Below are 12723 nucleotides of genomic sequence, written 5' to 3' on the forward strand. Positions count from 1 at the left end.
CAAGATCTCAGCTTCCGTAACGCCGAGGAAGGCTTCGCTCCCGGCTGGAGCTTGCATGCGGACCAGATCCATCTGCCCTGGCTGGAAACAGCCCCCAACGGTGAGCAGGTGGATGGCTTCGCCCGCCGCGAGGCAGATGTGTTGCGGCTACCCCTCTTCGCCGGTCCCGACGGCAACTCCGCACGGCCGATTCCCACCGGAATCACACAGCCCTACTCGGTCGACAAGGCGGCCCTCCCCGTGCTGGGGACACCAGGAGATGATGTGCTTGTCGGTACGTCCGGCGACGACCGTCTGGAAGCCCTGGAGGGTAACGACTCCTTGATCGGTGCCGGCGGCGCTGATCTCCTCGTGGGCTCTGATGGGGCGGATCGCTTTGTCCTGGAATCGATTTCCGACTCCACGTTTACGGCGCCGGATGAGATCATCGGATTCGGTGCTGGGGACCGGCTGGATCTGACGGCCTTGAACCTGTCCCCTACGTCCATTCAGATCCAGCAGCGGGGGGCGTCTGCCTGGTTCGTACGTGCCGACGGGACGAATCTCGAAGTCCGTATCCGCACCGACGAATTGACCGTCGACCAGATTATTCTGGATTGACCGACAACCTGTATCCCCACCGCAGCAAAACCGTTGCGCTAAGCCCACGCCGCGAGATTCATACACCTGTTACTAACGCACGCCACTGACTACCGACCACTCAGAACGCAACAGCTAGCAGCCGGTACCGGAAGCACCGCCGCATCCGCGCCCGCGCCGAACATGCCATCGGCCGGGCTCAAAGACTGGCAAATACTTCGACAATGCCGACTCCGTGGCCAAGCCATCAACCACCGCCTCAAGATCATCGCCAGCGGCACTCTGGAACCTCAGCACCCGTGACCAATTACGAGTCAACTCTTTGTGTCCGCGCCGAAAGTGGCGGATCGGTGGCTCCCAGCACAGCATCTCCTCGACCGCTCCGCAGGCCTGTTTTAGTGTCGGATATGACAGTGCCCGGTACACATTTCGCCCCAGCCCCGTGGCTGGACCTCTGAACCGGCAATTCGACGTAACGAGCCTGCTGAACCACCTTCGGCCGGGTACGGTTTTGAGCCCGTTGTGTGCATTAGGTTGCTGTGGTCCGACGTAGCAGGTGACCGAGCCGTCGCCGTTGTATGCCAGGTCGTTCATCAAGTTCAGCGCCGGGCACTCCTGGCTTTCGGCGGCGACGCCGGCCGCGGTCTCGGCGTCCTAGATAGTCAGTGAACACACGATGTTCGCCGGTGGGTTGGCGGGTAGCCACGCCGTGCGCGCGGAGAGCTTGAGCAGTTCCCTCCGATGGGCGTTAGGTTCGAACGGTCTGCCCTTGGTGATGCCGACGGCCGCCGGCATGCCGCGCATACACGGGTCAGCAGGGTCGATCCGCCCACCACTACAGACGTGTTGATTTATCAGAAGAGTTCACGAAAGCGATAGCTGCTTACGCACAACGCGGATGACACCGTGTGTGAGGATCGGCGCATGGCGAATCCCTATGACGTTGAGCGCAGTTGGCCTGAGTACTTCCTGGAGCACCGGAGACTGACCGTAGAGCGACAGGGCACCTACAAGAGCGGTGATCTGCCGGTGTGGACCATCTACTGTCCGGGCGGTCTGCTCGGCAACAGCGTCGTCATCGAGGGAGATGACGGTCTGATCGTCTACGACACCGGGGTGAACCTACAGGCGGGCCACAAGATCGCCGAGGAAATCAAGAAGGCGTCTCACAAACCGGTCAAGGCGATCTTCTACTCCCACCACCACGCCGACCACTACGGCGGCACGACCGCCATCGTGGACCCCGATGACGTCGCGACAGGACGAGTCGACATCTACGCGTGGGAGAACTTCAACCCCGAGCGAAAAAACGAATTCGGCGAACTGATGGCCCGCCAGAGTATGGGGGCGGGCTACTACGGCGGGGCGTTGCTACCTCCGGAAGAAAAACACCACCACGGGATCGGCTGCCTGCCCCCCGGCGGCTCCAGCGGATTCATCGCACCGACCAAGCAGCTATCCGAAGACACCACGCTGACCATCGCCGGGGTCGAACTGAATGTCTTCTACACCGGCGGGGAGGCGATCAGCGAGTTCGGGATCCATCTGCCCGCGTTCGACATGGTCATCATCGCCGACGAATTCTTCACCGGACTACCGAACCTGCACTCCATCCGCGGGTCCAAACCCCGCGTCCCGGACAATTACCTCAAGGCACTGGACCGGGTGCTCGACATCCGACCGGAGTGGCTGCTGGGAACCCATATCATCCCGATCCAGGGCAAGGACGAGATCGCCGATCACGTCACCAAGTACAGCGACGCCATACGCTACTTGTGGGACCAGTCGGTCCGTCTGATCAACAAGGGTTACACGCCAGTCGAACTGCAGCACGCGCTCAAAGACCTGCCGACCGAAGTGCTGGACCCGCCCTATACCGTGCCCGTGTACGGGACGCCGTTCACCGCAGTGCCGGAGTTTTTCACCGGGTGGGTCAGCTGGTTCAGCGGCGACGCGACCGACCTGTTCCCGTCCCCACCGGGCCGCACAGCCACACGCCTTGTCGAGTTGATGGGCGGGGTGGAGGAGGTGCTTGACGCGGCCAAGGCCGATCACCGCGCCGGTGAGCATCAAATGGCGGCCGAACTCGCCCAGATCGCGTTGCGCGCCGACCCCGGCAACGAGGACGCGCGATTAGTCAAGGCGGCCGCCCTGCGGGCTCGCGGCTACCAAGAAGTGAATCCGATCGCGCGGTCGTGGTATCTGACCGGTGCGCTCGAACTCGAGGGGGCGATCGATCCGGCGATGATTCTGCAAGCCTTCACCCAGATGCTCGGTGTCGGTCAGAGCGTCGCCGACATCGTTCGCGGTTGGCGATACCAACTCGACGCCGACAAGGCCGCCGGGAAATCCATCGTGATCGGCGTGCGAGACGCCGACACCGGCGAGGAAGTCACGGCGCGTGTCCGCCACCGGGTACTGCTCGTCGAAGACGGAATCGGCCCCGATTGCGACGCCGTCATCGAGGCCGCCGCCGCCGACCTCACTCCAGAAGGGAGCCCGCGTACCGTCTCCGGGCATCAAGCGAGCTGGCCGACCCTAAATTCGTTGCTCGACACTCAACCAACACCGTTCTACATGCACATGCGCTGAGCACGGGCGCCAGAAAGTCTGGGCTCTTGGTATTCGAGCGTGCTTGTGCCACAAGTTCTTACGTGACTCGATCGAGGTACGTTCCATGCTTTCGAGGCCCGCCACTGCCAAGGCACCAGCACCCGTACGGTGCAGAACCTACTTACGGGCCACGTAGTACAGGTTCTGCGGGTCCGACTCGATCTCGCTGACGGCGACGTTGTCGAATCCGGCATCCCCCAGCATCGAGGTTGCCAACTGGCGGCCCCACACAGTGCCCAGGCCCGCGCCGTCCAGGCCCAGCGACACACTCATGCAGTGCATGGTCGAAACGGTGTAGAGAAAGATGGCCAGCGGCACATCGATGTTCTCCTCCAACCGGCTGGACGCCTTGATGTCGACCATCAGGAAGACCCCGCCCGGCCGCAGGGCCCGGTGGATGTTCTGCAGCACCCGCGCTGGCTGCGCCTGATCGTGAATGGCGTCGAACACCGTGATCACGTCGTAGGCTTCGGTGACATCCAGCGTCGAGGCATCGCGGGCGATGAAATTCGCGTTGGCCAGGCCCAGCCGCTCCGCTTCGGCGCGACCCGCGCCCAGACCCTCGTCGGAGAAGTCGATACCAGTGAACCGGCTGGCCGGAAAGGCCTGAGCCATCACGTTGATCGCATGCCCGCTGCCGCAAGCAATATCGGCGGCGTCGACGCCGGCCCGCAACCGCTCCGGCAACCCCGCGGCGAGCGGCAGGATCACATCGACCAGCGCGGCGTCGAACGTCGCGCCGCTCTCCTCAGCCATCAGCTGGTGGAACCGCGGGTAGTCGCTGTAGGGCAGCCCGCCGCCGTCGCGGAAGCAGCCGATGATCTTCTGCTCGACCTCACCGAACAGCGGGACGAACTGCGCGATGCGGGCCATGTTGGCCGGTCCGGCGGCGCGGGTCAACGCCGCCGCCCGGTGCGGCGGCAGCGCATATGTCGCAGCCGCGGGGTCGTAGTCGACGACCCGAGCGGTCACCATTGCCCCCAACCATTCCCGAACGTAACGCTCGTTGAGACCGGCCGCGTCAGCGATTTGGGCGCTCGTAGCAGCCGGCAGCGCGGCCAGGGTGTCGAACAGCGCGGTCTGGTGCCCGATGGACAGCATCACGGCCAGGCTCGCGTGATCGAGGACGCCGACAATACGTTCAGCGAACTGCTCGGCGCTCTCGAACTGTTGCGCGTCTTCGAGTGTCGTCATGACCAACATGCTAGAGGCCCGGCAACAAGCCGACATACATATCGGTGGCGGCTGAGCTGCCTCCACACCGAGTCGCATTCAAGGTCGATAGGCGAGACCGGTCGCGATGATCGTCTGCGGCCGACAATGCGTTGGGCGAGCAACGCCCGTAACGGTTCAGGAGTCGCGGGTGAGGCTACCTGGCTCCCGTACCGGGCGATGGCATCGGCGGCTGGTAAAAAGCTGAGCCGACACGTGCGCCGCCGGTCCTATCTTGGACCTCGACTATTGCCGCCGCGGACGCATACTGCTCCCCCGCATCGGACCAGGATGAGTCGGTAGAGTCGAGAACTACCATGGTGCAGAATCGCAATGCCCGGCGTTTCATCCCTCGTGCGCTCATGCTCATCGCTCTGGTGACAAGCACGGCGTTCGGGCTCGGGTCAGCCAATGCCGTAGCTGCCGAACTCAGTGACTATCGTTGGGAATATCGTCCACTGCTGCTGTTCTCGCCTACCGACAGCGATCCAAGGCTCGCTGAAACGCTGAACCGGATTGAAGCCAGTCGATGTGACTTCCTCGATCGTGACATGGTGCTCGGCGTAGTGGTAACCGAGGGCAAGAGCACGCTCGACGGGCAGGTCATCCACGCCGATGAGGCACAAGAACTGGCAAGACAGTACGCGATTGGTGAAAACGCCTTCAGCACCCTGCTGATCGGAAAGGACGGCGGAGAGAAACTGCGCGTCAACCAGGTACCGGATCTTCAAGAAATCTATGCGGTGATCGATGGCATGCCCATGCGAAGCCGCGAGATGAGTACCACCCCAAGCCCGTGTTGATTCGCCTCGCCACGACGCCAGCAACCCCAGAACGTCCCGCCCGCGGGCAATTCGACCCTAGGGCGGCCTGGCGAACGAAGCGGACGAGCGACCCTGGCGTCGATTGAATCGATGGAATCGGCGGGCACCAAACACGAGCAGCGAGCCAGCGCAGAATACGAACTACCGACCGGTCAGACCGAACCGGTTACCACGTTCCGTCGGAGACCACGTCCGAGTCGACGCCGTCCACCGCGATCACGGTCTTCAGATCCGGCTGACTGCCGGGCTGGTTGACAGCCGCGCCGGCAACCCCGGGAAGTCCACTACTCTGTCGGGCGGAAATAAGGTTCAACCGTGCCGCTGAGCTTGACGAGCATAGGATTTCCGCGGCGATCCTTCGCGGTAGGGACTTCGACACGCACCCAACCCTCGGCCACGTCGTATTCGTGAACATTGGTTTTCTCGACGCCATTGAACCGAATACCCACGTCGCGGCGGAGCACCTCTTCGTTATAGAAGGTGCTGCGCGGATCGATGGAGAGGTGATTCGGTGGAACGTCTGTGTTGTGGTCCTCGGGCATGATGGCTTTCGTTGAATGCTGGGTTAGGTGCTTGGGTTTGGTTCTCACCGAATCTACGCGAACCGGCTGTCCGCGGTGTTCGCGTCGGTCTCGGCGGTCCGCTCGGGGGGCAGGAACGCTGGCACGTAGAACAGAACGCGTGCGGTGGCTTGACTGATTGGTCCATGACGGGTCTTACTAAGTTGCGGCCGGCGATGGCCGAGTAGATGTAGACCGAGTAGCTGCTGACACGACCCCTGCCGTGAGCACGACCTGATTGGAGCGATCATGGCCCTGCCTGAACCATCACCGGAATCGACCTGTTTGATCACCGGCGCGTCGTCGGGTATCGGCGTCGAGATCGCCCGTGCGCTCGCCAAGCGTGGCCAGAGCCTTGTGCTGCTCGCTCGCCGCGTCGACCGGCTCGAAAGCCTGGCGTCCGAGCTGTCCGACGAGTTCGGTGTCCGAGTCGAGGTGCTCGGCTGCGACGTCAGCGACCCGGCAGCGCGCGCCGAGGTGCCCGAACGTGTCGCCCAGCTCGGTCTCACCGTCGAGATGCTGGTCAACAACGCCGGTTACGGCACGGCCGGCAAGTTCGTCGAGCTCGACCCCGAACGCGAGGTTGGTATGGTCCGCGTCAACGTCGAGGCGGTCACCGCGCTGTGCAGCGCGTTCGTCCCGCCCATGGTGGACCGCGGCCGTGGAGCCGTGCTCAACGTCGCCTCAACGATTGCATTCCAACCGATCCCCGGCCAGGCCGGCTACGCGGCGACGAAAGCGTACGTGCTCTCCTTCACCCAGGCACTGCACACCGAGCTGCACGGCACCGGCGTTACCGCCACGGCGCTGTGCCCCGGCCCGGTCAAGACTGAGTTCATGGACGAGCCCGGTATGGAGGAAAGCGCATCGGCGCTACCCAAGCCGATGTGGCTGGACCCGGCTGAGGTCGCCGAGGCCGGTGTTCGCGGCGTGGAGAGCGGCGACGGGATCATCGTCCCCGGCGTGGCCAACGTCGTCACCCGCTTGATCGGCCGGCACACGCCGCGGTGGCTGCTGCTCAGCACGATCCGGCGGCTAACCGGCATGAGGTGAAGCTAACGAGTGGCCCCTGGTTCGTTAGGTGCGGCCATCGGCTACGTCTGTGCGGCGGGTCTCAGCGAGCTCGTAGCGGATCAAGCGGGAGCTGTTGGCGACCACAGCCACCGATGACGCGTTGTGTAGTACGGCGGCGAGCACAGGAGACAATGCGCCGCCGGCGCCAATGACGAGCCCGATGGCGTTGACTGCGATCGACATCGCGTAGTTCTGCCGGACGACATCGACTGCCCGCCCGCCTAGCGCGCGAACGTCGATCAGGCGGCTGAGGTCGTCGCTGGCCAGCGCCACGTCGGCGGTCTCTACCGCTACGTCGGTCCCACCCAGGCCCATCGCGATGCCGATGTCGGCCGCGGCGAGCGCTGGGGCGTCGTTGACACCGTCGCCCACCATCGCCACGGTGTACCCGTGGGCCTGAAGCTCGCGGACGACGTCGAGCTTGTCTTCGGGGAGCACCTCGGCGCGCCACTCGCTGATGTCGAGTTCGTCGGCGACGGCGCGGGCGGTCTCACGATGGTCGCCGGTCAGCATCACAATTCGGCGAACACCTTTATCCCGCAATGTTTTCAACACGGTTGGCGTCTCGGGGCGGACTTCGTCGCGGAGGCTGATCAGGCCTACCAGTTTGCCGTCGACTGCCAGCAGCAGCGGTGTTTCACCCTGCCGCTGAAGTTTGTCGACCCAGTCGGATGCCTTCTTGGACACCCTGACTTTTTCGCGCCGAAGCAGGGAGGGGCTGCCGAGCAGCAGAGTCCGTCCGTCGGCCACCGTCCGCATGCCAAGGCCGACCAGCACTTCGCACTCCTCGTGCGGTGGGATCGTGATGTGTCGTTCCTCGGTAGACCGGATCACCGCCTCGGCGAGTGGATGCCGAGAATGGATCTCTGAACTCGCGGCGTAGGCAAGGACCTCTTCGGGTTCCCAATCCTTCTTGAAGGCAACGATGTTGGTGACTACCGGACGGCCGACGGTCAGAGTTCCGGTCTTGTCGAACACGATGACATCAACCCGGCCGGCCGCTTCCAGGTGGGAACCGCCTTTGATGAGGATGCCGCGACGAGCCCCGTTCCCGATGGCCGCGCTGATCGCGGTGGGTGTGGACAATCCGACCGCGCACGGGCAGGCCACGAGAAGCATCGTCATCGCTCGCCGGACGTCGCGGGTCACAATCAGGGTGAGCGCCGAGAGAAGGAACGACGCCGGGACAAAGCGGCGAGAGAAGTTGTCGCCCACGGTCTGGATCGGTGCGCGGTCCTGCTGCGCCTGCTCGACGCGGGTGATGATCCGCCCGATCGCGGTGTCACTGCCTACCGCATCGGCGCGCACCACTAACCGGCCCCGGATCACCACCGAGCCCGCGTGCACGTGCGCCCCTGCGGTAATGCTCACCGGCAAGGTCTCGCCGGTGATCGCCGACTGGTCCACGATCGCATCGCCGTCTACCACGTCGCCGTCGACCGGAATCGCGACATGGTCGTGCACGACCAGTTCGTCGCCAATCTGCACCGTGTCGATGGCGACCTGAATCTCTGTGCCGTCAGCCAATCGGACCCACGCGGTGTCCTGATTACCCCGCAGCAGATTTCCAATCGCCCGCCTTGTTCGGCGAAGCGTCAAATCCTGCAGGTACTCACCGATGTTGAGCAACCACAGGACCGTTAGTGCCACGACGTTCTCGCGCAGCACCAGGCTCGCGACCGTCGCCGCCGAAACCAAAAGATCGGTCCCGGGCGAGTGCCCGCCGCGCAGTGAGCGCAACGCGCCACGCAGGAACGGGTAGCCCGTCGCGATAGTCGCCCCGGTAGCGAAGAGCCGACTCGTCGGACCCAGCAGCGGTGGCCGGGCAAAAACGTAGCGACGCATCCCCAACAGCACCAACGCCACCCCACCGATGGCCATTCGCAGCACGTCGGCATTGGCGACATCGGCCGAGCGCGGCGAACGTACCGGCACCACCGCCCGCGACACCGAGGCGGCCGCCGGGACCGCGGCCAGCACGGCCGACTTCTCACATCGCGTGGGCGAATACCACACCACCACCGAGGCGGTGCGCGGATACGCATGTACCGCACGCACACCGGCGATCGCGTCTACCGCATCCTCGATCGCCACCGCAAGAACAGCATCACCGCGAAACCAGTTCGCCCGCAACCGCATCCGCCCAGCAGCATCCGACACCACCACTGGGTCGTGACCGGGCAACTCAGTGCGAATGATCGGGGCCGGCCTCCGCGACGGCTGGCGGGGGCACCTCTTCACCGATGCGATCGCGCGCCTCGGCCATCACATCAGCAACCTGAAGGCGCGCCGACTCCGCACCTTCCTCCGCTTTGCGGGCGCCCCGCAGCCCCCAAGTGGCAGCGGTCACGCTTGCTTCGCGCACCGGCGCCTTAGCCACCGCCTTGCGCGCGAGCTCATAGGCCGCCACGCCGACCACGCCAGTGACGATAGTCGACGCCGCCTTGGCGAGAAGTGCATGCACCGCCATTGGGGAACCCCATTTCTCTGTTGTGAGGACGCGCGACCTCGATGTCAATGACTACCTTTCGTAATCTAGTCGACGCACCCTTATTGGTCATTGGCCCGAATACGGCAGCAGCGCCATCTCGCGGGCATTTTTGATGGCGATTGCTATCTGGCGCTGTTGTTGAACGGTCAGCCCGGTGACGCGTCTGGATCTGATCTTGCCCCGCTCGGAGATGAACGTCCGCAGCAGCGGGGTGTCTTTGTAGTCGACAGTTGTGATGCCCAGGGCCTTGAAGGGATTGGCCTTCCTGCGCACCGGTTCGGCGCGGGGGCCACGTCGGGTCGGTTTGCTTTTTCCCGCCATCGCCGGTTACCAGCTGGCCTTGCGAATACCGGGCAACTCGCCTCGGTGGGCCATTTCTCGTACCCGCACTCGGGACAGGCCGAATTTGCGGAGATGACCGCGGGGGCGCCCGTCGGCAACATCACGATTGCGAACCCGGACGGGGCTGGCGTCGCGCGGCAACCGCTGAAGCGCGGTCTGTGCGACCCTGCGCTGCTCGGCGGTGCTCGAGGGGCGGCGAATGATCTCTTTCAGCTCGGCGCGGCGTTCGGCGTAGCGCGCCACGATGGCGCGGCGTTGCTCGTTCTTCGCGATCTTGGATTTCTTGGCCATCTCAGCGCTCCTCGCGGAAGTCGACGTGCCGGCGGACGATGGGGTCGTATTTCTTGAGCACGATCCGGTCGGGATCGTTGCGCCTGTTCTTGCGGGTGACGTAGGTATAGCCGGTGCCCGCGGTCGACCGAAGCTTCACCACCGGCCGAATGTCGGTGCTGGCCATCAGATCTTCTGCCCGGATGCGCGCAATCGGGCCACCACGGCATCGATGCCGTCTCGGTCGATCACCTTGATGCCCTTGGCGCTGACCTGCAGCGTGACCCGCCTGCGTTCCGAGGGCAGGAAATAGGTCTTGCGCTGAATGTTGGGGTTCCAACGACGACGGCTGCGCCGGTGTGAATGCGACACCGAGTTACCGAAACCCGGCGAACGTCCGGTGACCTGACAACGGGCGGACATCTAGCCTCCTGGAATTTATTGGTAATGGCAATCGTTTTCGACAAGCGTGGTGAGGAACGGTACCGTAATCCACGGCTAGATGAAAATCATTATCAATAGAAGGTGGGCAATGCGTACGCCAGTAGTCCTCGTCGCCGGACAGGGTGACAGCAACAGGGTGGCCGACGCCCTGATGGAGAGCCCGGGCACGTTGGTCGTCGGGCACGAGTACGACGGACACGTCGTACGGCGCTGGGTCAGCATCATGCGCGACGGGGAGTTGTCGACTACCGAGTTGCCGCTCGAGTTGTCCAATGGCTGCGTCTGCTGTACCACCCGCAACGACCTATTGATACTGCTGCGCAGGCTGCACCGTCGTGATGACGTGACGCGCATCGTCGTGCTGCTGGCGGCGTGGCTGGAACCCGAACCCATATGCGTTGCCATCAACGAGGTCCGGGTTCGCGTCGGACCGGGATACGCCGATGGCCCGGCGGCGCGTGACGTGCGGATCGAAGCCGTGCTCACCACCATCGAGACCAGCAATTGGCTGCCCCGCGTGCTGGGCGACGACGAGATCGACGACGGCCGCACCGTCGCCCAGGTCATCGTGGGTCAGGCTGAGTTCGCGGATCTGCTGGTACTGAGCGAACCCGATCCTGGCACGCTCGCGGTCGTGCGCCGACTGGCGCCGCTGGCCCGCATCACCGTCGGCGTGGACCGGGTCGAGCAGGCCCTGGGGCACCTCGAGTCGAACACGCGCCGCGGAAGGCAGCGCGATCCGCATGAACCGCTGTTGCGCGGCCAGCCACCGTTAAATCCCGCCGGGGAGGTCACCCTGGTTGAGTTCACCGCACGGCGACCGTTTCACCCGCAGCGCCTGCACGCCGCCATCGACGTGCTACTCGACGGGGTCATTCGCACCCGCGGCCGGGCATTCGTTGCTCATCGGCTCGACGACGTCATGTCCATCGAGTCAGCCGGCGGCGGTGTGCTGGTTCAGCACGCCGGAACTTGGCTGGCGGCAATGAGTCCCAACGAGCTGGCCTATGCCTCCCCGGAACGACGTGCGCTGGCCGACATGAATTGGGACGACCGGTTCGGAGACCGGCACACATCCCTGACGGTGCTGGTCTGCGGCGCGCAACCGGCCGACATCGACAGCGCCCTGCGCGGTGCGCTACTCACCGATGACGAGCTATCCCGGCCCGGTGACTGGCCGCAGTACCCCGATCCGTTCGGCGCCTGGCACGCCGACCCCTGCGAGGACCTGCCCGACGCTGTGGACGAATTCACTGCGCGCCCCAACCACCATCGAGAAGAGGAGCGATGAAACCGGCCATTCATCCGAACTACCATCCCGTCGTGTTCCAGGACGCCAGCACAGGTAAAGCGTTCCTCACCCGGTCGACGGTCACCAGTTCGCGCACCATCGACTGGAAAACCGACCAGGGCGTCCGGCAATACCCACTGGTCGTGGTGGACGTGACATCGGACTCACATCCGTTCTGGACCGGAACACACCGCGTACTCGACTCGGCCGGACAGGTGGAGAAGTTCCGCCGCCGCTACGGCTAACGGTGACAACGCCGACACCCACGCCTGAGAGCTGGTCGAGCTGACCAACGGGTGTGTCACGTCACGGGAGCTTGTTCACCTTCGCTGCAAAAGTCCAGGTCCGAGCATTCCGGCTAGCCCCTCCATGCGCATTCGGAATAGCGCGAAAAGCCCTACGGCGCGCTACCTGCGTCAAGTCAACGGCATGTACGTAGCGCGGCTGCGCCGCTGTAGGTTCTCATTTCTGACTGCACATTCTGAGGATCCTTCCCGCAATAGGTCTCCAGTAGACGCGATCTGTTCGGTCTGGCCGAGGAGGCCGGTCAGCTGGACCGGCAACCCAGGCTTCGCTCGACTCCACGGTGAGTGGGAGGACGACTTCCGAAGGCCACCAAAGGCGGTCCAGCGGGGTGCCCTGCCCGTATCCTCGGCCTGTGGGTGAGACGAATGAGAAGAACCGGACGATCGAGCAACGGCGTCAAGCCGTGTCCAACCTTTTTGACTTCCTGGTCAAGGGCGGCGTCGCCGACACCACGCGGATGGCCTCGGAGGTCGTTTACGTGGGGCACAAGTCCACCATCCATCGTTACCTTCCCGCCGACAGACCTCTCAGCGGCGATCCGGTCCTGCTCGTGCCCCCACTGGGATCGCAGTCAGCATGCTTCGACCTGCGGCGTGGATGTTCGCTCACCGAGCACCTCCTGAACAGCGGCCGCCCGACCTACCTGGTGGACTACGGCGAGATGAGGTTGTCCGACCGCGACCTCGGGATTGAGTTCTGGGTATCCGATGTGGTGCC

At 64.2% G+C, this 12723-nt stretch carries 14 protein-coding genes and 1 pseudogene; 7 read left to right on the forward strand and 8 right to left on the reverse strand.

All coding sequences use genetic code 11. The features are described 5' to 3' along the window. On the forward strand, window positions 1–600 hold a 600-nt coding region (locus ACPGXI_RS16840), incomplete at its 5' end, for a M10 family metallopeptidase C-terminal domain-containing protein (RefSeq protein WP_526654965.1). A gap of 903 nt (window positions 601–1503) precedes the next feature. Further along, window positions 1504–3171, forward strand: coding sequence for an alkyl sulfatase dimerization domain-containing protein (locus ACPGXI_RS16845; RefSeq protein ID WP_526654967.1), 1668 nt, complete (start codon window positions 1504–1506; stop codon window positions 3169–3171). Window positions 3172–3309: 138 nt separating this feature from the next. Here ACPGXI_RS16845 and ACPGXI_RS16850 read toward each other — a convergent pair whose 3' ends face one another. Further along, the gene (locus ACPGXI_RS16850) at window positions 3310–4386 is read right to left on the reverse strand and encodes a class I SAM-dependent methyltransferase (protein ID WP_526654969.1); all 1077 of its coding nucleotides are present in this window, start codon (window positions 4384–4386) and stop codon (window positions 3310–3312) included. Between the two features lie 335 nt (window positions 4387–4721). Here ACPGXI_RS16850 and ACPGXI_RS16855 point away from each other — a divergent pair, with 335 nt between their 5' ends. Next, window positions 4722–5207, forward strand: a complete 486-nt coding sequence (locus tag ACPGXI_RS16855; RefSeq protein WP_526654971.1) for a DUF4174 domain-containing protein — start codon at window positions 4722–4724, stop codon at window positions 5205–5207. 305 nt (window positions 5208–5512) lie between these two features. Here the strand turns inward: ACPGXI_RS16855 and ACPGXI_RS16860 are convergent, their stop codons facing one another. Continuing rightward, entirely contained in the window at window positions 5513–5770 is a 258-nt protein-coding gene (locus tag ACPGXI_RS16860; RefSeq protein ID WP_526654973.1) for a DUF3297 family protein, read from the reverse strand. Window positions 5771–6037: 267 nt separating this feature from the next. Here ACPGXI_RS16860 and ACPGXI_RS16865 point away from each other — a divergent pair, with 267 nt between their 5' ends. Then, on the forward strand, window positions 6038–6841 hold the full coding sequence (locus ACPGXI_RS16865; protein WP_526654975.1) for an SDR family NAD(P)-dependent oxidoreductase: 804 nt from the start codon (window positions 6038–6040) through the stop codon (window positions 6839–6841). Between the two features lie 24 nt (window positions 6842–6865). Here ACPGXI_RS16865 and ACPGXI_RS16870 read toward each other — a convergent pair whose 3' ends face one another. The 6 genes from ACPGXI_RS16870 to rpmB form a co-directional block, all read right to left on the reverse strand. Beyond that, on the reverse strand, window positions 6866–9001 hold the full coding sequence (locus ACPGXI_RS16870) for a heavy metal translocating P-type ATPase (protein WP_526654991.1): 2136 nt from the start codon (window positions 8999–9001) through the stop codon (window positions 6866–6868). Window positions 9002–9047: 46 nt separating this feature from the next. Further along, on the reverse strand, window positions 9048–9332 hold the full coding sequence (locus tag ACPGXI_RS16875) for a DUF1490 family protein (RefSeq protein WP_526654977.1): 285 nt from the start codon (window positions 9330–9332) through the stop codon (window positions 9048–9050). 87 nt (window positions 9333–9419) lie between these two features. Next, window positions 9420–9674, reverse strand: a complete 255-nt coding sequence (rpsR, locus tag ACPGXI_RS16880) for a 30S ribosomal protein S18 (protein ID WP_526654979.1) — start codon at window positions 9672–9674, stop codon at window positions 9420–9422. Window positions 9675–9680: 6 nt separating this feature from the next. Next, window positions 9681–9986, reverse strand: a complete 306-nt coding sequence (gene rpsN / locus ACPGXI_RS16885; RefSeq protein ID WP_526654981.1) for a 30S ribosomal protein S14 — start codon at window positions 9984–9986, stop codon at window positions 9681–9683. Window position 9987: 1 nt separating this feature from the next. Then, complete coding sequence (rpmG, locus tag ACPGXI_RS16890) at window positions 9988–10152, reverse strand: 50S ribosomal protein L33 (protein ID WP_526654983.1); 165 nt, start codon at window positions 10150–10152, stop codon at window positions 9988–9990. Next, on the reverse strand, window positions 10152–10388 hold the full coding sequence (gene rpmB, locus ACPGXI_RS16895) for a 50S ribosomal protein L28 (protein WP_526654985.1): 237 nt from the start codon (window positions 10386–10388) through the stop codon (window positions 10152–10154). Before rpmB ends, rpmG begins: the two co-directional genes overlap by 1 nt. 109 nt (window positions 10389–10497) lie before the next feature. Between rpmB and mrf the strand changes: the two genes are divergently transcribed. The 3 genes and pseudogenes from mrf to ACPGXI_RS16910 all read left to right on the forward strand — a co-directional run. Further along, entirely contained in the window at window positions 10498–11700 is a 1203-nt protein-coding gene (gene mrf / locus ACPGXI_RS16900) for a ribosome hibernation factor-recruiting GTPase MRF (protein WP_526654987.1), read from the forward strand. Continuing rightward, window positions 11697–11945, forward strand: a complete 249-nt coding sequence (locus tag ACPGXI_RS16905) for a type B 50S ribosomal protein L31 (protein ID WP_526654989.1) — start codon at window positions 11697–11699, stop codon at window positions 11943–11945. Before mrf ends, ACPGXI_RS16905 begins: the two co-directional genes overlap by 4 nt. Before the next feature lie 413 nt (window positions 11946–12358). Further along, window positions 12359–12723 (forward strand): annotated as a pseudogene (locus ACPGXI_RS16910) (hypothetical protein); the annotation flags it as partial.

This window comes from Mycobacterium sp. (assembly GCF_049608025.1).
Taxonomy (GTDB): domain Bacteria; phylum Actinomycetota; class Actinomycetes; order Mycobacteriales; family Mycobacteriaceae; genus Mycobacterium.

What these genes read in the sequence shown, in the direction of transcription:
- ACPGXI_RS16860 (WP_526654973.1), bottom strand. Translation starts at nt 5,770, where the DNA reads ATGCCCGAGGACCACAACACAGACGTTCCACCGAATCACCTCTCCATC.
- rpsN (WP_526654981.1), bottom strand. Translation starts at nt 9,986, where the DNA reads ATGGCCAAGAAATCCAAGATCGCGAAGAACGAGCAACGCCGCGCCATC.
- ACPGXI_RS16850 (WP_526654969.1), bottom strand. Translation starts at nt 4,386, where the DNA reads ATGACGACACTCGAAGACGCGCAACAGTTCGAGAGCGCCGAGCAGTTC.
- ACPGXI_RS16845 (WP_526654967.1), top strand. Translation starts at nt 1,504, where the DNA reads ATGGCGAATCCCTATGACGTTGAGCGCAGTTGGCCTGAGTACTTCCTG.
- ACPGXI_RS16855 (WP_526654971.1), top strand. Translation starts at nt 4,722, where the DNA reads ATGGTGCAGAATCGCAATGCCCGGCGTTTCATCCCTCGTGCGCTCATG.
- ACPGXI_RS16870 (WP_526654991.1), bottom strand. Translation starts at nt 9,001, where the DNA reads ATGCGGTTGCGGGCGAACTGGTTTCGCGGTGATGCTGTTCTTGCGGTG.
- ACPGXI_RS16875 (WP_526654977.1), bottom strand. Translation starts at nt 9,332, where the DNA reads ATGGCGGTGCATGCACTTCTCGCCAAGGCGGCGTCGACTATCGTCACT.
- ACPGXI_RS16905 (WP_526654989.1), top strand. Translation starts at nt 11,697, where the DNA reads ATGAAACCGGCCATTCATCCGAACTACCATCCCGTCGTGTTCCAGGAC.
- rpsR (WP_526654979.1), bottom strand. Translation starts at nt 9,674, where the DNA reads ATGGCGGGAAAAAGCAAACCGACCCGACGTGGCCCCCGCGCCGAACCG.
- rpmG (WP_526654983.1), bottom strand. Translation starts at nt 10,152, where the DNA reads ATGGCCAGCACCGACATTCGGCCGGTGGTGAAGCTTCGGTCGACCGCG.
- rpmB (WP_526654985.1), bottom strand. Translation starts at nt 10,388, where the DNA reads ATGTCCGCCCGTTGTCAGGTCACCGGACGTTCGCCGGGTTTCGGTAAC.
- ACPGXI_RS16865 (WP_526654975.1), top strand. Translation starts at nt 6,038, where the DNA reads ATGGCCCTGCCTGAACCATCACCGGAATCGACCTGTTTGATCACCGGC.
- mrf (WP_526654987.1), top strand. Translation starts at nt 10,498, where the DNA reads ATGCGTACGCCAGTAGTCCTCGTCGCCGGACAGGGTGACAGCAACAGG.